The sequence below is a fragment of the Pseudomonas sp. LB3P58 genome (assembly GCF_054897895.1).
Genome location: NZ_JBUBVE010000001.1, coordinates 6,568,073 through 6,587,802 on the forward strand (window position 1 = coordinate 6,568,073; position 19,730 = coordinate 6,587,802).

The 19,730-nt window shown below is 60.2% G+C and carries 16 protein-coding genes and 1 riboswitch; of the genes, 13 read left to right on the plus strand and 3 right to left on the minus strand.

The features are described from left to right. Positions 1-25 precede the first annotated feature (25 nt). Positions 26-928, plus strand: coding sequence for a LysR family transcriptional regulator (locus tag ACYZTZ_RS30540; protein ID WP_008146219.1), 903 nt, complete (start codon positions 26-28; stop codon positions 926-928). A gap of 11 nt (positions 929-939) precedes the next feature. Then, complete coding sequence (gene waaA / locus ACYZTZ_RS30545; RefSeq protein WP_462000582.1) at positions 940-2,217, plus strand: lipid IV(A) 3-deoxy-D-manno-octulosonic acid transferase; 1,278 nt, start codon at positions 940-942, stop codon at positions 2,215-2,217. 87 nt (positions 2,218-2,304) lie between these two features. On the opposite strand, the gene ACYZTZ_RS30550 is transcribed toward waaA, so the two are convergent. Further along, positions 2,305-3,744, minus strand: a complete 1,440-nt coding sequence (locus ACYZTZ_RS30550; RefSeq protein WP_462000583.1) for a TolC family outer membrane protein — start codon at positions 3,742-3,744, stop codon at positions 2,305-2,307. Between the two features lie 192 nt (positions 3,745-3,936). Next, positions 3,937-4,042, plus strand: a riboswitch (TPP riboswitch). Positions 4,043-4,206: 164 nt separating this feature from the next. Between ACYZTZ_RS30550 and thiC the strand changes: the two genes are divergently transcribed. Then, the gene (thiC, locus tag ACYZTZ_RS30555; RefSeq protein WP_054053301.1) at positions 4,207-6,096 is read left to right on the plus strand and encodes a phosphomethylpyrimidine synthase ThiC; all 1,890 of its coding nucleotides are present in this window, start codon (positions 4,207-4,209) and stop codon (positions 6,094-6,096) included. Between the two features lie 151 nt (positions 6,097-6,247). After that, the gene (gene cytX / locus ACYZTZ_RS30560) at positions 6,248-7,540 is read left to right on the plus strand and encodes a putative hydroxymethylpyrimidine transporter CytX (protein ID WP_462000584.1); all 1,293 of its coding nucleotides are present in this window, start codon (positions 6,248-6,250) and stop codon (positions 7,538-7,540) included. Here cytX and ACYZTZ_RS30565 read toward each other — a convergent pair. Then, a complete protein-coding gene (locus ACYZTZ_RS30565; RefSeq protein WP_462000585.1) occupies positions 7,509-8,255 on the minus strand; it encodes an RsiV family protein in 747 nt (248 codons plus the stop codon). The genes cytX and ACYZTZ_RS30565 overlap by 32 nt on opposite strands. Positions 8,256-8,483: 228 nt before the next feature. Here ACYZTZ_RS30565 and ACYZTZ_RS30570 point away from each other — a divergent pair, with 228 nt between their 5' ends. From ACYZTZ_RS30570 to ACYZTZ_RS30610, 9 genes are all read left to right on the plus strand, one after another. Beyond that, positions 8,484-9,101: an NUDIX domain-containing protein gene (locus ACYZTZ_RS30570; protein WP_149630063.1), complete on the plus strand. Its 618-nt coding sequence runs from the start codon at positions 8,484-8,486 to the stop codon at positions 9,099-9,101. Continuing rightward, a complete protein-coding gene (locus tag ACYZTZ_RS30575) occupies positions 9,092-9,544 on the plus strand; it encodes a DUF1249 domain-containing protein (RefSeq protein ID WP_008153350.1) in 453 nt (150 codons plus the stop codon). The genes ACYZTZ_RS30570 and ACYZTZ_RS30575 overlap by 10 nt, the downstream gene beginning before the upstream one ends. Before the next feature lie 98 nt (positions 9,545-9,642). Further along, positions 9,643-10,458: a 3',5'-cyclic-AMP phosphodiesterase gene (cpdA, locus tag ACYZTZ_RS30580; RefSeq protein WP_462000586.1), complete on the plus strand. Its 816-nt coding sequence runs from the start codon at positions 9,643-9,645 to the stop codon at positions 10,456-10,458. 183 nt (positions 10,459-10,641) lie between these two features. Further along, a complete protein-coding gene (locus ACYZTZ_RS30585; protein ID WP_462000587.1) occupies positions 10,642-11,250 on the plus strand; it encodes a YqiA/YcfP family alpha/beta fold hydrolase in 609 nt (202 codons plus the stop codon). A gap of 42 nt (positions 11,251-11,292) precedes the next feature. Continuing rightward, positions 11,293-13,197 (plus strand): DNA topoisomerase IV subunit B, encoded by a 1,905-nt coding sequence (gene parE / locus ACYZTZ_RS30590; protein ID WP_046045699.1) that lies wholly within the window; start codon positions 11,293-11,295, stop codon positions 13,195-13,197. Next, positions 13,197-14,186: an esterase-like activity of phytase family protein gene (locus ACYZTZ_RS30595; protein WP_462000588.1), complete on the plus strand. Its 990-nt coding sequence runs from the start codon at positions 13,197-13,199 to the stop codon at positions 14,184-14,186. Before parE ends, ACYZTZ_RS30595 begins: the two co-directional genes overlap by 1 nt. Next, positions 14,183-14,707 (plus strand): retropepsin-like aspartic protease family protein, encoded by a 525-nt coding sequence (locus ACYZTZ_RS30600; protein ID WP_056746406.1) that lies wholly within the window; start codon positions 14,183-14,185, stop codon positions 14,705-14,707. The genes ACYZTZ_RS30595 and ACYZTZ_RS30600 overlap by 4 nt, the downstream gene beginning before the upstream one ends. A 7-nt stretch (positions 14,708-14,714) precedes the next feature. Further along, the gene (parC, locus tag ACYZTZ_RS30605) at positions 14,715-16,982 is read left to right on the plus strand and encodes a DNA topoisomerase IV subunit A (protein WP_056746404.1); all 2,268 of its coding nucleotides are present in this window, start codon (positions 14,715-14,717) and stop codon (positions 16,980-16,982) included. A gap of 176 nt (positions 16,983-17,158) precedes the next feature. Next, positions 17,159-17,872 carry a PqiC family protein gene (locus ACYZTZ_RS30610; protein WP_462000589.1) on the plus strand — a complete coding sequence of 238 codons (714 nt, stop codon included), beginning with the start codon at positions 17,159-17,161 and terminating at the stop codon, positions 17,870-17,872. Positions 17,873-18,108: 236 nt separating this feature from the next. On the opposite strand, the gene ACYZTZ_RS30615 is transcribed toward ACYZTZ_RS30610, so the two are convergent. Beyond that, the gene (locus ACYZTZ_RS30615) at positions 18,109-19,641 is read right to left on the minus strand and encodes an AhpA/YtjB family protein (RefSeq protein ID WP_462000590.1); all 1,533 of its coding nucleotides are present in this window, start codon (positions 19,639-19,641) and stop codon (positions 18,109-18,111) included. Positions 19,642-19,730: the final 89 nt, after the last annotated feature.

The window sequence follows — 19,730 nt, forward strand, 5'->3', positions numbered from 1 at the left end:
ATCTGTTCTGAAGATGGGTTGAGCCATGAACACGCAATGGAATCTGGAGCAGCTGCGGCTGTTTGTCAGCGTAGCGGAGCAGCGTTCGTTTTCTGCGGTGGCGCGGGATCAGCGCAAGGCGCAGTCGGCGGTCAGCAGTTCGATTGCGCTGCTGGAAGAGGACTTGGGCGTCAGCCTGTTCGACCGTAGCAGCGGCCGCCAGCCGAAACTCACCGAGGCCGGTAACGCGTTGCTGGATGAGGCGCGGGAAGTGCTGCGCCAATGTGAACGCCTTAACGGTCGGGCGCTGGCCATGATGCGCGGTCAGGAGGCGCGTTTGCGTGTCGCCCAGGATGAGGCGATGCCCTATCAGCCGATCATCGAAAGCTTCGAAGCCCTGGCTCAACAATTTCCCAGCCTTGAAGTGCAACTGACCAGCGCCGCCCAGGGCGATGTGGCGCGCAAACTGGTGGAGCGTCGGGCCGATCTGGGGTTGCTGTTTTATCACGATCAGATTCCCGAAGCGCTCGAGCGGCGGGTGTTGGGCAGCGTTGAAATGGTCACGGTGTGCGGCGTCGGCCACCCATTGGCGAAACAGGCTCAGGTCGATTGTCAGCAATTGGCGCAACACCGACAGTTGCTGATGTCCACGCAGTCGAGCGTCTATCCCGGAAGCGAGCCCGCCAGCCCGCAAGTCTGGCGGGCCGACAGTTTCTACGTAATGGCTGAATGGTTGGTGCGCGGCCTCGGTTGGGCCTGGCTGCCGCGCCACGTGGTGCAGTACCCGGCATATCAGGACCTGATGGTCGAACTGGTCAGCGAATGGACCCCGCCAGCGCTGGTGGTGGAACTGGTCTGGCGCCGCGATGAACCTCTGGGGCCGGCGGCTCGTTGGTTGGCGGAACGTTTTGCCGTGCACTTGCAGACGATCGGTGAAAAAAGCCGATAAACTCCGCCGCCATGAATAGAACTCTCTACACCGCGCTGTTTTACCTGGGGCTGCCACTGGTAGCGATTCGGCTTTGGCTGCGGGCGCGCAAGGCGCCGGCGTATGCCAAGCGCATTGGCGAACGTTTCTCCCTCGGGTTACCGACGATGAAAACGGGCGGCATCTGGGTGCACGCGGTGTCGGTGGGCGAAAGCATTGCCGCGGCGCCGATGATTCGCGCTTTGCTGCAACGTTATCCACAGTTGCCCATTACCGTGACCTGCATGACCCCGACCGGTTCGGAGCGCATCCACGCACTGTTCGCCAATGAGCCGCGCATCCAGCACTGCTATTTGCCTTACGACTTGCCTTGCGCAGCGAAGCGCTTCCTTGATCGGGTCCAGCCGAAACTGGCGGTGATCATGGAGACCGAGCTCTGGCCGAACCATATCCATCAGTGCGCCAGGCGCGGGATCCCCGTGGCCCTGGCCAATGCGCGACTGTCCGAGCGTTCGGCCAAGGGCTATGGTCGCTTCAGCAAACTGACCCAGCCGATGCTCGCCGAGATGAGCCTGTTCGCGGTGCAGACCGAGGCCGAGGCGCAGCGCTTCCGCGATTTGGGTGCACGCTCGCAAACCGTGGAAGTGACCGGCTCGATCAAGTTCGACCTGACCATCGACCCGGCACTGCTTCAGCGTGCCGCCGAGTTGCGTGCGCAATGGCAGGCGCAGGAGCGTCCGGTGTGGATCGCCGCGAGTACTCACGAAGGTGAGGACGAAGTGGTGCTGGCGGCTCATCGTCAGTTGCTGGCCAATCATCCCGATGCGTTGCTGATTCTGGTGCCGCGCCATCCAGAGCGTTTCAACCCGGTGTTCGAGTTGTGTCGGCAACAGGGTTTCGCCACGGTCCGTCGTTCCACTGGCGAGCCCGTCACCGCCGGTACGTCGGTGCTGCTGGGCGACACCATGGGTGAGTTGCTGTTTCTGTATGCCTTGGCTGACAGCGCTTTTGTCGGCGGCAGTCTGGTGCCGAACGGCGGGCATAACCTGCTGGAGCCGGCGGCTCTGGCGAAACCGGTATTGAGCGGGCCGCACCTGTTCAATTTCCTCGAAATTGCCACGCAACTGCGCAACGCCGGGGCATTGCAGGAAGTGGAGGATGCCGAAGGTCTGGCGCTGGCGGTGCAGCGGCTGTTCGAATTGCCGCGCGATGCGCAGCGGATGGCGGAGGCAGGGTTGAAAGTCATGCGCACCAATCAGGGTGCGTTGCAGCGGTTGCTGGATGGGTTGGGGCGGTTGATCGAGCGTTAGACCGAGTCGCTTGACATAAAAAGATCGCAGCCTCGTTTCACTCGACAGCTCCTACACGAGTGAAACGAGGCTGCGATCTTTTGCTTTTTATTGCGTCGGATTTGCCTTCAACTGCGCCGCCGCAGCCTTCGCCAGATCCGGCGGCAGGAAGTCTTTGTCCGGGTTGTAATCAGCCTTGAGATAGCGCGCCAGGTCCTGCAAATCCCCCGGGTTCAACGTACCCGCGGCCTGTTTCAAGCGCAGGTTGTCGAGGATGTAGTCATAACGCGTGTTGTTGTAGTCGCGCACCGAGGTGTACAGCTGACGCTGCGCATCCAGTACGTCGACGATGTTTCGCGTACCCACCTGATAGCCGATTTCGGTCGCTTCCACGGCGCTCTGGTTGGAGATGATCGACTGCTTGCGTGCCTGCACCTGTTCAACGTCAGTGTTCACTGCGCGATGCAGGTTGCGGGTGCTTTCCACCACTTGCCGGCGCAGGGCTTCACGCTGCTGCTCGGACTGATCCAGCTGTGCATACGATTGGCGCACCTGGGAGTTGATCAGGCCGCCGCTGTAGATCGGGATGTTCAGCTGCAGGCCAACCGTCGTTTGCTCGACGTTGCCACCGTACGGTTGGGGGAAGCCATTCGGGTTGCTGAAGCCCAAAGCGTCGTTGTCACCTTTCTCGTACTTCGCCACGGCGTCGAGGGTCGGCGCATGGCCGGCCTTGCGCTGCTTGAGGGTTTCTTCGGCGGCGTTGACGGCGTAGTTGCTCGCGAGCAGATTGAGGTTCTGTCTGGCTGCCGTATCGACCCAGGCCTTGGCGTCGTTCGGTGCTGGCGGCAGGATCGGCAAGGTATGGGAAATGCCCCAGATCGAGTTGTACTGACGGTTGGTCAGGGTGATCAGGGCTTCGAACGCATCATCTACCTGGCGCTGCGCGACGATTCGGTTGGCGCGTGCAGTGTCGTAGCTGGCTTGCGATTGCAGCACATCAGTTTTGTCCGAGAGACCGACGTCGAAGCGTTCGTTGGACTGATCGAGCTGGCGTTTGAACGCGGCTTCTTCGGCCTTGGTTGACGCCAGATTGTCCTGGGTTCGCAAGACATTGAAGTAGCTGACGGCAGTTTGCAGGATCAGGTTTTGCTGGGTTGCCGAGAGCTGCAACGCAGCCTGTTCGTTAACGTCTTTGGCGGCCTGGAACTGGAACCAGCGATCAGCACGGAACAGCGGTTGCGCCAAGGTCGCCTGATAGGAATGAGCATTGCGGTTGGCGGTAGCTGAAGGCTGATCGATCACCGTGCGCACGTTGGCAAGTTCGGCGCCGCCAGAGAGGTTCGGTAGCAGCCCGGCGCGGGCCTGGGGCACGACTTCTTTCTGAGCGCCATATTGAGCGATGGCTGCAGCAAGGTCGGCGTTGTTGTCCACCGCTTCCTGATAGACGCTGACCAGATCGTTCTTGGTCGATAAGGGCGCTTCTGCTGCCCAGGCCATTCCATTGGACGCACAAGACACGGCAAGGGCCAGTGAGAGTTTGCGCAGCATGAGGCCATCCCTAAAAAATTACGCTGATAATTTGAGCGCCAAGGCTACGGCGCGGCTCATACAGCGTCAAGGCGCAGCATGGCATGGCGAGTGTAGTTGTGCGCAACGACCGCAACAATCCTGTAATTACGCCATTCATCATGGTGTTTACTGCGGTGTTGGCGTTCTTTGCCAGTTGTGTCTAGACTGGCCGGGTTCTTGTCGGGGTGCCTTGCTATGAGGCTGAGATCGAATAATTTCGGATCCCGTTGAACCTGATCAGGTTAGCGCCTGCGTAGGGAACAAGATTTCTCGTCACCCGGCGAGTCCTCTTGTGCTTCGTCCGGGATGTTGTTCGACAATCGAACACCCCTCGAGCACTGAGCACAGCACAGCTGGTTTTCCCAGCGCCCGTGCGTCCATTCGTTTACAGGTTCGCTCCGACAAAAAATCCACTGCCTGGATGTGTTCGGAGAGCCCGTGATGACGATAAAACTAAAAAACACTACGAACCTGAGTGATTCGGCCCAAGTCGATCAGCAATCGGTTCAGCCGTTTACCCGCTCGCAAAAAATCTATGTTCAGGGCTCTCGCCCGGACATCCTCGTGCCGATGCGCGAAATCAGCCTTGATGTGACCCCGACCGACTTCGGCGGCGAGATCAACGCGCCTGTCGTTGTGTACGACACCTCGGGCCCTTACACCGACCCCAACGTCATCATCGACGTGCGCAAAGGCCTGGCCGATGTGCGTTCGCCGTGGATCGAATCCCGTGGTGACACCGAGCGTCTGCCGGGTCTGAGTTCCAACTTCGGCCAGGAACGCCTCGCCGATGCCGAGCTGACCAAGCTGCGTTTCGCTCACGTGAACAACCCGCGCCGCGCCAAGGCCGGTGCCAACGTCAGCCAGATGCACTACGCCCGCAAAGGCATCATCACCGCCGAGATGGAATACGTCGCCATCCGCGAAAACATGAAGCTTGAAGTGGCACGTGCCGCTGGGCTGCTGGACCAGCAACACGCCGGTCACAGCTTCGGTGCCAGCGTACCGAAAATCATCACCCCCGAATTCGTCCGTGACGAGATCGCCCGCGGTCGCGCGATCATTCCGGCCAACATCAACCACACCGAACTGGAACCGATGATCATCGGCCGTAACTTCCTGGTGAAGATCAACGGCAACATCGGCAACAGCGCTTTGGGTTCGTCCATCGAAGAAGAAGTGGCGAAACTGACCTGGGGCATTCGCTGGGGTTCGGACACGGTCATGGACCTGTCCACCGGCAAACACATTCACGAAACCCGCGAGTGGATCATCCGTAACTCGCCGGTGCCGATCGGTACGGTGCCGATTTATCAGGCCCTGGAAAAAGTCGGCGGCGCGGCCGAAGACCTGACCTGGGAGCTGTTCCGCGACACGCTGATCGAACAGGCCGAGCAGGGCGTCGACTACTTCACCATCCACGCCGGCGTGCTGCTGCGCTACGTGCCGCTGACCGCCAAACGCGTGACCGGAATCGTCTCCCGTGGCGGCTCGATCATGGCCAAGTGGTGCCTGGCGCACCACAAAGAGAACTTCCTCTACACCCATTTCGAAGACATCTGCGAAATCATGAAGGCCTACGACGTCAGCTTCTCGCTGGGCGATGGCCTGCGTCCGGGCTCGATTGCCGACGCCAACGACGCGGCACAATTCGGTGAGCTGGAAACCCTCGGCGAGCTGACCAAGATCGCCTGGAAGCACGATGTGCAGTGCATGATCGAAGGCCCGGGCCACGTGCCGATGCAGTTGATCAAAGAGAACATGGACAAGCAGCTTGAGTGCTGCGACGAGGCGCCGTTCTACACCCTAGGTCCGCTGACCACTGACATCGCGCCAGGCTACGACCACATCACCTCGGGTATTGGTGCGGCGATGATCGGCTGGTTCGGTTGCGCGATGCTGTGCTACGTGACGCCGAAGGAACACTTGGGTCTGCCGAACAAGGATGACGTGAAGACCGGGATCATCACCTACAAGATCGCCGCACATGCCGCCGATCTGGCAAAAGGGCATCCGGGCGCGCAGATCCGCGACAATGCCTTGAGCAAGGCGCGTTTCGAATTCCGTTGGGAAGACCAGTTCAACCTGGGCCTTGATCCGGACACGGCTCGTTCGTATCACGATGAGACCCTGCCGAAGGATTCGGCCAAGGTCGCGCACTTTTGCTCCATGTGCGGGCCGAAATTCTGTTCGATGAAGATCACCCAGGAAGTCCGCGAATACGCGGCCAACCAGCGCATCGAAACCGTCGACGCCGAAGTCGCCCAGGGATTGGCGGACCAGGCCGAGCGGTTCAAGCAGGAAGGCAGTCAGCTGTACAAGAAGGTTTGATCTGACCTGAAAAGGCGGGGCCTGAAAGGGCCCCATCGCCAGCAGGCTGGCTCCCACACTGGATTTGTGGTGTTCACAAGTCCCCTGTGGGAGCCAGCCTGCTGGCGATAGCGATCAAAAGAACAACAAATGTCCCTCTGAGATAACACCCTTGAGCATTCAACCCAGCACTTACTCCCCGGATTCTGCGGTTCCGATCGACAAACGTGTCTTCGGCGGCCGCGATCTGTTTTCCCTGTGGTTCTCCCTCGGCATCGGCCTGATGGTCCTGCAGACCGGCGCTCTGCTCGCGCCAGGTCTGGGCCTGTCCGGCTCGTTGCTGGCAATCTTCCTCGGCACCCTGGTCGGCGTTTTGCTGCTGGCCGCCGTCGGCGTGATCGGCAGCGACACCGGACTGTCGTCGATGGCCGCGCTCAAACTCAGCCTCGGTGCAAAAGGCGCGAGCCTGCCGGCCGTGCTGAACCTGCTGCAACTGATCGGTTGGGGCTCGTTCGAAATCATCGTCATGCGCGACGCCGCCAGCCTGCTCGGCGCGCGGGCGTTCAGCGAAGGCAGTCTGCTGTCCAATCCACTGTTGTGGACCGTGTTCTTTGGTGGTTTGGCGACCTTGCTGGCCGTCAGTGGTCCGCTGACATTCGTCCGTCAGATCCTGCGCAAGTGGGGCATCTGGTTGCTGCTGGCCGCGTGCATCTGGCTGACCTGGAACCTGTTTGCCAAAGCCGATCTGGCGGCGTTGTGGGCGCAGGCCGGTGATGGTTCGATGCCGTTCGCCGTGGGCTTCGACATTGCCATCGCCATGCCGCTTTCGTGGTTGCCGCTGATTGCCGACTACTCGCGTTTCGGCAAGCGTGCGAAAAATGTGTTTGGCGGCACGGCAGTGGGTTTCTTTATCGGTAACTTCTGGCTGATGAGCCTGGGCGTGGCCTATACCCTGGCGTTTGCGCCGAGCGGTGAAGTGAATGCCTTGCTGTTGGCATTGGCGGGTGCTGGCCTCGGGATTCCGCTGCTGCTGATCCTGTTGGACGAGTCGGAAAATGCTTTCGCCGACATTCACTCGGCGGCCGTTTCCAGCGGGATTCTGCTGCGCATGAAGGTCGAACATCTGGCGCTGGCCATCGGTGTGATCTGCACACTGATCGCGTGTCTGGCGCCATTGGCTCAGTACCAGAACTTCCTGCTGTTGATCGGTTCGGTGTTTGCGCCGCTGTTCGGCGTGGTGCTGGTGGATCACTTCATCCTGCGCAAACGCGGTGCTCGCATGGCGTCAGCCGCATTGCGCTGGCCGGCGTTGCTCGCCTGGTTGGGCGGGGTGAGCACCTATCATTTGCTGGCTAATCTGTATCCGGACATCGGCGCAACCCTGCCGTCACTGATTCTGGCAGGGCTGCTGCAACTCGTGCTGGGTCGGGCCTTCAGTTACGGCCAGGAAACAGCTCGGGCTTGAGAATGCCGTTCAGGCGAGGGTAAGGGATCTTCAGTTCGACGTGACCCAGCGCGTAAGGCGCGATGGTGCTCACTTCGTACTTGAGGATCACCCCGCCGTACGTCAGCGCCACGTTCGGGGTTTTCTGGAACGGCCACTGCTTCACGAACTCCGGTTCCTGATCGAGCTTGGTGCTGATCAGCCAGCTGTTGTGCGCGACTTGCGCGGCTTTCCAGAACGCCTCTTCCTGCCCCGGCACCAACATGTCCGACAGTGTCAGCACTTTGTGTTGCTGGCGCGAATAGTTGATGAAGCTGCGGCCCGGCGTGCCATGGTCGCCGCCGGTGTCCAGGTAGCTGGAGAATTCAACGATCACCAAGCCGTCATGCTGCTCACGTACCTTGGCTTGCAGATAACTGCTGTAACGCGGGCCGGCACTGCTCAAAAACTGCTCGCGATACGCTGCCAGCGTCGGCGCCACCGGGGCGTCGGGCGAAGTGCGGGTCATTTGCAGCAGGCGTTTTTCGATGATGCCGTCCAATTGCGGTTCGGCCGGGAAGCGCAGCGTATCGATGTTCACCAGCGGGCAGTCAGGTGTTGTGCAACCCGGTTTCAGCTGTTCGGATGCATCGCGGGTAGTTTCCAGCGGCGTCCGGTAGTTGGGCTGGAACAAACTCTGGCACGCGCCCAGGGTCAGGGCGATTACAGCCACGGAGGCGATTTTAAAAAGCGACATGGGCGTCCTTCATAAAACAGGGAAAGGCAAAAAGTTATCCGCTTCGACTCTCAACGAAGCAGTCAGTTCGCCACTAAGCTAATTAGAGTTGGTTTCACCCTCACCGTCTATCCCGCTGACTGTAAAGGGGCTGCATCAAAGGTCGCGGGCGCGTTAGGATGGCGCGAAGTCGAGGTTGCAAGTAACAAAAAGGAGCCTCATAACGGATTTGCAGTAAAGAGGATAGTCATGACTGATTTTGCCAACGCCATTCCGACCGCCGTTGATATCGTTCGGCGCGAAAGGTGCTACGAGGGCTTCTACAAGCTCGATCGTGTGCACTTGCGTCACGAATTGTTCGCCGGTGGCATGAGTCGCGAGATCAATCGTGAAGTGTTTGTTCGCCACGATGCGGTGTGCGTGTTGCCGTACGATCCGCAGCGCGACGAAGTGGTGTTGATCGAGCAGTTTCGCGTCGGCGCCATGGGCAAGACTGACAATCCTTGGCTGATCGAACTGGTCGCCGGTCTGATCGACAAGGATGAAGTGCCGGAAGAAGTTGCTCACCGCGAAGCGCAGGAGGAAGCTGGGCTTGTGTTCGGGGCGCTCTGGCCGATGACCAAATATTTTCCATCGCCGGGCGGCAGCAATGAATTTGTGCACTTGTACCTGGGGCGTTGCGACAGCACCGGCGTCGGCGGCCTGCATGGGCTGGAGGAAGAAGCAGAAGATATCCGCGTCACGGTCTGGGCGTTCGAAGATGCCCTGCAGGCTGTACGCGACGGACGAATTGCCAACGCGGCCAGCATCATTGCCTTGCAATGGCTAGCTTTGAACCGCGCTGAAGTGAGGGGGTTATGGTCGTAAACAAACTGCGCGATCGCTATCGGGTCGACCTCGTGGGGCTGCAAGCCTCCTGCGAGGCCAACTACGCGCGCCTGATGCGACTGTTGCCAGACATGCGCAACGAGCCGGAGGCGCGGCGCATTGCCGTGACCCACGGCGACCAGATGCTCGGCGTGCTGGCCCTCGAAGTGCTGCAGGTCTGTCCGTATACCACGACCCTGCAAGTGCGCCAGGAACACAGCCTGCCGTGGCTGCCGGTGCCGCAACTGGAAGTTCAGGTCTATCACGACGCGTGCATGGCCGAAGTCGTCAGCGCCGAACATGCGCGACGCTTTCGCGGCATCTATCCTTACCCGAATGCCTCAATGCATCAGCCGGACGAAAAGGCCCAGCTGAATATGTTTCTGGGCGAGTGGCTGAGCCATTGCCTGGCCTGCGGGCATGAGTACGCGGTTGTGCGGTAGATGTGAACTGCGTCAGGTTCACACGTTTCCCCTTTTGATCATCCCCCAGCATAATTGCGGCACTCATCCATCCCGTGATTCAGCCCTGGGAGAACGCCTTGCCGAGCGTATCCACATTGACCACCGCCGATTCGGCGTTGCTGGTGCAACTTTCCGACAGTCATCTGTTTGCCGAAACGGACGGGACGTTGTTGGGCATGAATACCCGTGACAGCCTGCAAAAAGTCATTGAGCTGGTGCGGCTTCAGCAGCCGCAGATCGACCTGATTATTGCCAGTGGCGATCTTTCTCAGGACGGGACGCTGGAGTCCTATCAGCAGTTTCGCGACCTGACGCGGCAGCTCGATGCGCCAGCGCGCTGGATTCCCGGTAATCATGATGAGCCGCTGATCATGGCGGAGGCCGCCGTGCAGAGTGCGTTGCTGGAGCCGGTGGTGGATGTCGGTAACTGGCGCATCACGTTGCTCGATTCGGCCGTACCGGGTTCGGTGCCGGGGTATTTGCAAGATGAGCAGCTACAGTTGCTGGCCCGTTCGTTGAGTGAGGCGCCGGAGCGCCATCATCTGGTGTGTTTTCACCATCATCCGGTGTCGATCGGGTGTGCGTGGATGGAGCCGATTGGATTGCGCAATCCAGACGCTTTGTTTGCCGTGCTGGATCGGTTTCCGCAGGTGCGCGCTGTTTTATGGGGGCATGTGCATCAAGAGATCGACCAGGATCGCAAGGGTGTGCGGCTGATTGCCTCGCCTTCGACGTGTATTCAGTTCGAACCGGGCAGTGATGATTTCAAGGTCAGTGACCAGGCGCCGGGGTATCGGTGGTTGCGACTTTTGCCGGATGGCCGGCTCGAAACCGGCGTGGAACGTGTTACCGGGTTCGACTTTCAGGTCGATTACGGCTCCAACGGTTACTGATTTTTTGGCATTTCCAAAGACCGAGGTGCGGCCATCGCGAGCAAGCTCGCTCCCACATTGGAATGCATACCCCTGTGGGAGCGAGCTTGCTCGCGATGGCGGCGGCTCAGGCAACCTGAATCCTGCGGATTCCCCCGACACCCTGTAAACTGCGCCTCTTTACCCGACGCACAGGGAGCTCAAATGTCTGGTTCGATCCTTTATATCCACGGTTTCAACAGCGCGCCTTCGTCTAAAAAGGCCACGCAGTTGGTACAAGTAATGGAACGTCTGGGCTTGAGCGATCAACTGCGCGTTCCAGCCTTGCATCACCACCCGCGCGAGGCCATCGGTCAGCTAAACAAGGCGATTGAGGAGCTTGGGCGGCCACTGCTGGTCGGCAGCTCACTCGGCGGCTACTATGCGACTCACTTGGCCGAGCGCCATGGCCTCAAGGCCCTGTTGATCAACCCTGCCGTCAGTCCGCACCGGATGTTCGACGGGTATCTGGGGACGCAGAAAAACCTGTATACCGATGAGGCCTGGGAATTGACCCACGACCACGTGATGGCCCTGGCCGAGCTGGAAGTGCCGGCGCCCCAGGATCCGCAGCGGTATCAGGTGTGGTTGCAGACCGGCGACGAAACGCTGGACTATCGCCTCGCCCAGCAGTATTACCGGGCCTGTGCCTTGCGCATCCAGGCCGGCGGCGACCATAGTTTCCAGGGTTTTGCCGAGCAATTGCCGGCAATGCTGAGTTTTGCCGGCATCGGCGCAGATTTGTATCAGGCGATCGATTTCACTGCACTGTGAGTCGTCGCCTCTATTTCACAGAACATTTGACGACGAGACCCCATGGCCACTCCCAGCGCTAGCTCTTATAACGCAGACGCCATCGAAGTCCTCTCGGGCCTCGACCCGGTGCGCAAACGCCCCGGCATGTACACCGACACCAGTCGGCCGAACCACCTCGCCCAAGAAGTCATCGACAACAGCGTCGACGAAGCCTTGGCCGGGCATGCGACCTCGGTGCAGGTCATCCTGCACGCCGATCACTCCCTGGAAGTCAGCGATGACGGCCGTGGCATGCCGGTGGATATCCACGCCGAAGAAGGCGTGTCGGGCGTCGAGCTGATCCTCACCAAGCTCCACGCAGGCGGCAAGTTTTCCAACAAGAACTACCAGTTCTCCGGCGGTCTGCACGGGGTGGGTATTTCCGTGGTCAACGCCTTGTCGAACGAAGTCCGGGTGCGCGTAAAGCGTGACGGCAACGAATACCAGATGACCTTCGCCGACGGTTACAAGAAAACCGAGCTGGAAATCATTGGTACCGTCGGCAAGCGCAACACCGGTACCAGCGTATTCTTCGCGCCGGACCCGAAATACTTCGATTCGCCGAAATTCTCCATCAGCCGCCTCAAGCACGTACTCAAGGCCAAGGCCGTTCTGTGCCCGGGGCTGCTGGTCAGTTTTGAAGACAAGGCCACCGGCGAGAAAGTCGAATGGCATTACGAAGACGGCCTGCGCTCCTATCTGGTGGACGCGGTCAACGGATTCGAGCGTCTGCCGGACGAGCCGTTTTGCGGCAGCCTGGCCGGTAACAAAGAAGCGGTCGATTGGGCGCTGCTGTGGTTGCCGGAAGGTGGCGACAGCGTGCAGGAAAGCTACGTCAACCTGATCCCCACGGCGCAGGGCGGTACCCACGTCAACGGTCTGCGTCAGGGCTTGCTAGACGCGATGCGCGAATTCTGCGAGTTCCGCAGCCTGCTGCCTCGTGGCGTGAAACTGGCGCCGGAAGACGTCTGGGAGCGCATCGCCTTCGTTCTGTCGATGAAGATGCAAGAGCCGCAATTCTCCGGCCAGACCAAAGAGCGTCTGTCGTCCCGTGAAGCGGCCGCGTTCGTTTCCGGTGTGGTCAAAGATGCCTTCAGCCTGTGGCTCAACGCCAACCCGGAAACCGGCATGTTGCTGGCGGAACTGGCGATCAACAATGCCGGCCGTCGTCTGAAGGCCAGCAAGAAGGTCGAGCGCAAGCGCATCACCGCGGGGCCGGCGCTGCCGGGCAAACTCGCCGACTGCGCCGGGCAGGACCCGATGCGTTCCGAGCTGTTCCTGGTGGAAGGTGATTCCGCCGGTGGTTCGGCCAAGCAGGCGCGGGATAAAGAATTTCAAGCGATCCTGCCGTTGCGCGGCAAGATTCTGAACACCTGGGAAGTCGACGGCAGCGAAGTGCTGGCCAGCCAGGAAGTGCACAACATCGCCGTGGCCATCGGTGTCGATCCGGGCTCGGCGGACATCGCTCAGCTGCGTTACGGCAAGATCTGCATCCTCGCCGACGCCGACTCCGACGGTCTGCACATCGCCACCTTGCTGTGCGCGTTGTTCGTCCAGCATTTCCGCCCGTTGGTGGATGCCGGTCACGTCTACGTCGCGATGCCGCCGCTGTACCGTATCGACCTGGGCAAAGAGATTTACTACGCCCTGGACGAAGCCGAGCGCGATGGCATCCTCGATCGTCTGGTGGCCGAGAAGAAACGCGGCAAGCCGCAGGTCACACGATTCAAAGGTCTGGGTGAAATGAACCCGCCGCAGCTGCGCGAAACCACCATGGACCCGAACACTCGGCGTCTGGTGCAGCTGACGCTTGACGATTTTGAAGCGACCTCGGAAATGATGGACATGCTGCTGGCGAAGAAACGCGCCGGTGACCGCAAATCCTGGCTGGAATCCAAAGGCAACCTGGCCGAGGTTCTTGGCTGATGCGGGTTGGCTTTGCCCTGGCGTGTGCGTTACTTCTGACCTCGATTTCGGTGTTTGCCGAACCGGTGCCGGAACTGCGCCTGTTGTCCGAGCATCCCGTTGACGGTATGCGCGGCGGCAACCTGTCAGGGCTGGCCCAGTGTGGCAAGGATATGTGGACGGTGTCCGATCGCGACGACGATCAGATTTACCGGCTCGATACCCGCGACAGGGTATGGCAAGCCGAAACCGTGGGCATCGGCGTACCACCGGTGCCAGACAGCGGTTTGCCCTGGGGCTTGCGTGCGCGAACCTGGGTGGCGTCGTTTGTCCGTGGCGGGGATCTGGATTTTGAAGGCATTACCTGCGACAGCGCCGGTAATCGCTACATCGTCAGCGAATCCCATGCCGCGATTCTGCAAGTGCCACCCGTTGGGCCATCGTCCTGGCTGAAGATTTCGCCGATTTTGATTCGCGAAGCGCGGGCCAGCGGCATGCTACTGCACTTCAATGCGTTGTTTGAAGGCTTGGCGGTCAATCCGGCGGGTGATCAATTGTGGCTCGCCGCCGAGCGTCAAAGCCGTGGCTTGTTGTTGATCAAGCGCAAACAAACGGTATGGGATTGCGATGGTGGCTGTGTGTTGCTGAGCGAAGCCGGGAAAGAAATGCAGCCGGCGCAGTTTCCCCGAGCCAAAGCAGTGTCCCGAGACTTTGCCGACCTGTCGCTGTTCAACGGCAAGCTGTTTACCCTTGAGCGCAACGCTTACCAGATCTGCCGCCGTGATTCGGTGACGGCCAAGGTCGAGCGCTGCTGGTCGTTTGCCAATGAAGCCTTGCAGGCGCATCGCCGCTATTCAAATCCTTACGGCCTGACCGAAGCGTTGATTATTGACGCCGAGGGCGCGTGGATTGGCACCGACAACAACAACGATGCCCGCGCCGATGGCGAGGAACGTCCGATCGTCTGGCGCTTTGCCGCACCTGAAGGTGGCTGGAGTGCCAAGCCATGAGTCAGCAGCCGCCAGGCAAACGCGCCGGTCGAGTGTTGATGGTGCTGGCGTGGTGCGCGGCGCTGTTTCTGGCGACGCGGTTTTTCGGCCAGTGGGAGGCGCGTCAGCAGAACCCCAACACCGTCGTCAGCTCTGAGCAGGGCGAAGGGTTTATCGAAGTGAAACTGGCCAGCAACACGCAGGGCCACTTCGTCGCCAGCGGCCAGATCAACGGCCAGCCGGTGGATTTCATGCTCGATACCGGGGCGACCGACGTGTCGATCCCGGCGGAAATGGCCGAACAGCTAAAACTGGAAAAAGGCTTCGGGGTGACCCTGAGCACAGCCAACGGTCGCACCCAGGGTTACCGAACCCGTATCGACCGGCTGCAACTGGGCGACATTGTGTTGCGTGATGTGCGCGCCCTCGTCGTGCCAGGCCTGGATGGCAAACAAGTGCTGCTCGGAATGAGCGCGCTGAACAAACTTGAATTTACCCAGCGCGGTGGCACCATGCTGCTGCGCCAGACAACGAACCGATGAGGCCCGCATGAGCGACTCCCTTGATCTCAGCCTGGACGGTGTAGAACGCCGGTCACTGGCTGACTTCACCGAAAATGCCTACCTCAACTACTCCATGTACGTGATCATGGACCGTGCCTTGCCGCATATCGGCGACGGCCTGAAACCGGTACAGCGGCGCATTATCTATGCGATGAGCGAGTTGGGGCTGGACGCCGATTCCAAGCACAAGAAATCGGCGCGTACCGTCGGTGACGTGCTTGGTAAGTTCCACCCGCACGGTGACTCGGCCTGCTACGAAGCCATGGTCCTGATGGCCCAGCCGTTCAGCTACCGCTACACACTGGTCGACGGCCAGGGTAACTGGGGTGCGCCGGATGATCCCAAGTCCTTCGCCGCCATGCGTTACACCGAGGCGCGGCTGTCGCGCTATTCCGAAGTGCTGCTCAGCGAACTGGGCCAGGGCACCGCGGACTGGGGCCCGAACTTCGACGGCACCCTCGACGAGCCGCTGGTGTTGCCGGCACGTTTGCCGAACATCCTGCTCAACGGCACCACCGGCATCGCCGTGGGCATGGCCACCGACGTACCGCCGCACAACCTGCGCGAAGTCGCTACGGCGTGCGTGCGTTTGCTCGATGAGCCGAAAGCCACGGTCGAACAGCTCTGTGAACACATCCAGGGCCCGGATTACCCGACCGAAGCGGAAATCATCACGCCGCGCGCCGACCTGCTGAAAATCTACGAAACCGGCAAGGGCTCGGTGCGCATGCGCGCCGTGTACCACATCGAAGACGGCGACATCATCGTCACCGCGCTGCCGCATCAGGTGTCGGGCGCCAAGGTGCTGGAACAGATCGCGGCCATGATGCAGGCCAAACCGTCGAAAGCCCCGCAGATCGCTGACCTGCGAGACGAGTCCGACCACGAAAACCCGTGCCGGATCGTGATTATTCCGGGCGCACGCAAAAACTTTGATCACGACGCGCTGATGCAGCACCTGTTCGCCAGCACCGAGCTGGAGTCGAGCTACCGGGTCAACATCAACATCATCGGCCTCGACGGCAAGCCGCAGCTGAAAAACCTGCGCGCGCTGCTGGTCGAGTGGCTGGAGTTCCGGGTTCAGACCGTTCGTCGCCGCCTGCAATTCCGCCTCGATAAGGTCGAGCGTCGCCTGCACCTGTTGGACGGTTTGTTGATTGCTTACCTCAACCTGGATGAAGTGATTCACATCATCCGCACCGAGGAGCACCCGAAAGCCGCGCTGATCGAGCGTTTCGCCCTGAGCGAAATCCAGGCTGACTACATTCTCGACACCCGTTTGCGTCAGTTGGCGCGACTGGAAGAAATGAAGCTGCGTGCCGAGCAGGATGAACTGCTCAAGGAACAAGCCAAGCTGCAAGCCCTACTGGGCAGCGAAGCCAAGCTGAAAAAACTGGTTCGCACCGAGCTGATCAAGGACGCCGAAACCTACGGCGACGACCGTCGTTCGCCAATCGTCGAGCGCACCGAAGCCAAGGCCCTGACCGAGCACGATCTGCTGCCAAACGAGAAAGTGACCGTCGTTCTGTCGGAAAAAGGCTGGGTTCGCTCCGCCAAAGGGCACGAAATCGACGCCACTGGGCTTTCCTACAAGGCTGGGGATGGTTTCAAGGCCTTGGCGCCCGGACGCTCCAACCAGTTTGCGGTGTTTATCGATTCCACCGGTCGCAGCTATTCGGTGGCTGCGCACACGCTGCCATCGGCCCGTGGCCAGGGCGAACCGCTGACCGGTCGTCTGACGCCGCCACCAGGGGCGACGTTTGAATGCGTGCTGATGCCGGAAGACGATTCGCTGTACGTGATCGCGTCCGACGCCGGTTATGGTTTCGTGGTAAAAGGTGAAGACCTGCAAGCCAAGAACAAGGCGGGCAAGGCGCTGTTGAGCCTGCCGAACAACGCCAAGGTGATTCTGCCGCGTCCAGTGGCTGATCGTGAGCAGAACTGGCTGGCCTCGGTGACCACCGAAGGTCGCCTGCTGATCTTCAAAATCAGCGATCTGCCACAATTAGGTAAGGGCAAAGGCAACAAGATCATCGGGATCTCCGGTGAGCGTGTTGCCAGTCGCGAAGAATATGTCACGGACATCGCCGTATTGCCGGATGGCGCCACATTGGTGCTGCAGGCCGGAAAACGTACCTTGTCACTGAAAGCGGACGACCTCGAGCACTACAAAGGTGAGCGTGGACGTCGTGGTAACAAATTGCCACGTGGCTTTCAGAGGGTAGATGCGCTGCTCGTCGAAAACCTCAATTAAGCGTCCTAGAGCGCTCGATCTACGATTTAACGCGTAGATCGACGCTTTGGCGCTGGAGTCGGAACGCATATTCACGGATGATATGGCCTTTCAAGCGCCGGCGTGGCCGAGCGTTCTTCACATTTATTGAGTATTTTCACTGTGGTTAGCCTTGTGGCAACCACCTGGATGGGACGATGACTGCTCTGCGCCTTCCTTTTATTTTGATGCTCGCTGGCGTTCTTGGCCTGGCGGGTTGCAGCGTTCACCAACCGGTGTCGCTGTATCAGCTGGACAGCGGAAGTCCGGCTCAGCCTGCGCAAAGCGCGGGCATGGCTGTATTGCTGGGTCCGGTAACGGTAGCCGATTATCTGCAACGCGAAACATTGTTGCAGCGACAGCCGGATGGCAGCCTGCAAGCTTCGGTGGATGGTCGTTGGGCGGGTAGCCTTTCGTCGGATATCGACCAGCTGTTGCTGCGTCAGGTCGCCGGTCATCTGGACAGCCAGCGCGTGGTGCTGGCGCCAGCGACAGTGGGCTTCACGCCGGATGTGCAGGTTCTTCTGACGATTACTCGCCTGGACTCGGGTGAGGCGCAACCGGCGATCCTTGATGCGCAATGGCGTCTGATCGACCGTCGTGGCCAGGTTCGTGATAACCGCATCATTCACCTGCAAGAGCAACATGCGGGCGGGACGGCGGCTCAGGTTCAGGCTCAGGGTGTGTTGCTGCAGCGTCTGGCCGAGCAACTGTCGACGGCGCTCAAGCCGCTGGCTAATCAGCCACCGATTGCCGAAGCGCCAAAAAAACCGGCTGCCAAGCCGGCGGCACCTGCGGCGGAAGCGGAAAAGCAGCCGAAGATCCCGATGGCTTCGCCGATCCGGACCGATATGGAAGTGTTCAGGTTCTAAGCCTGGATTGATCCAAGAACAAAGCCCGCATTAATGCGGGCTTTGTTGTTTCTGCAGGTTGGAGATCTTCGGTGCTGCTGAAGGCCTCATCGCGAGCGGGCTCGCTCCCACAGGGGATTTGTGAGCAACGCAGATCCAATGTGGGAGCGAGCTTGCTCGCGATGAGGCCCAAACAGGCAACAAAAAGCCCGCAGGCGAGTGATCACCTGCGGGCTTCGTTATTGCGGGGCTAAGATTTACGCCCGACGCTCATGCATCCGCGCCAGTTGCCGCTCAAGCATCGATGGATAAGGCTCCATCAGTCGCTCCACACAGCACGCACCCTCAGGGCTGGCGATCGGTCGGATTCGTGCGCGTTGGCGGATCAGCGCGTCGTCACCGATCTTGCGCTCCACCAGCAACAGATTGCGGCTGTGTTGCGACAGGGCCAGCGCATCCTGAGCGGTTTCGGTCAGCAGCAGATCAATCTGGCTCAGGCCGAACAGTTCGTCACCCAGTGTCAGGCCCAACTGCAATTGCAGAGTGATGCCGCTGTCAGCGACTTCGATCTGCAACTGATGGCCCAAGGCACGCAACAATTCACCGCAGCAGATGGCGTTGGTCAGGTAGTCGTCGCCGCTGTCTTCGGTGTGGAACAGCATCAGCGTGCTGCCATCGTTCAGGGTGTGCAGCTCGCTCTGGTAGAGCGAGGCGGCCTGATCGAGGCAGTCGCGATAGCGTTTGAGCAGTTCTTCCAGGCGTGTGCGGGGCAGACGACGCAGCTGATCCTGAGCGCCCAGTTGCACGGCCAGCACCGCGCTGTGCTGCGGCACGTTCGATGGTTGTGGTTTTGCTACCGGTTTCGGCGCGGTCGACGCTGATTCATCACGCAAGTCGGCAAATGCATCGTCGTCATCATCGTCTTCAACGGTGCTGACAATGCGCCGTGGCGCAGGTTTGAGGCCGGCCACAGGCTTGGATTCATCGAAACTCGGGTCACGCAAATTGCGCACTTCGAAGGTTGGCTCGTTATCGTCCGCGTCTTCGTAGTCGCTTTCGTCGTATTCAGGCTCAGGAGCGGGTTCCGGCTCGGCGGGCTCTGGCGCGAAGTCGGCGTGCAGCTGGCGAGCCAGATCGCCGATCTCATCCTGACGCTCGGTGGCCGGGGTGTATTCGTCGATATGGCGCAGCCACACCCGCAATTGCAGCAGCGGCGTGGAGATGTGCCGACCCAGGCGCAGGCTCAAGGCCAGGGATAGCGCCAGCAGAATCGCACTCAAAATGCCCATGCTTTGCAGGCTGATGGTCATCGGCTGCTGGAACTGATCCATGTCCAGGCTGATGCGCAGTTGCCCGGCGGTCACGTCCTGGAAAGTGATCTTGCTCTGGTACATGCCTTCGGCTTCGCCCAGCAGGCTATGCTTGGGGCGCTGACCGGCTTCGGCGAGGATGCGGTTATCCACGCTGTAGATGGCAGCGTGAGCCACCAGCTTGTTTTTGGTCAGGTTGTTGAGCAGCACGTTGAGGCTGAGGATGTCGTTGGACACCAACAGCTCCGTGGCGGACGTGGCAGTCTGCGTGGTCAGGCTTTCGCCCAGGGCATCTGCCTGCTCGTGCATGGCCTGCTTGAACTGCAAACCCATCACGCAGGCATAGATCACCAGGGCCAGAGCGACCAGGATCACGTTATGGCTGGCGATGCGCAATGCAATCGGTACACGGCGGTGGCGCAGTGCACGGAAGATCAGCAGAAAGAAGTTATCGGTTTTTACTGGCGTGGGCCGGTTCACTTGAGCTCGGCTCTTTTGTCCGTGAAGTTGACGCGCAGTATAGCGACAGGCCCTAGACCGTCAAAGCGCTCACGGTGCCCGATGGTCAC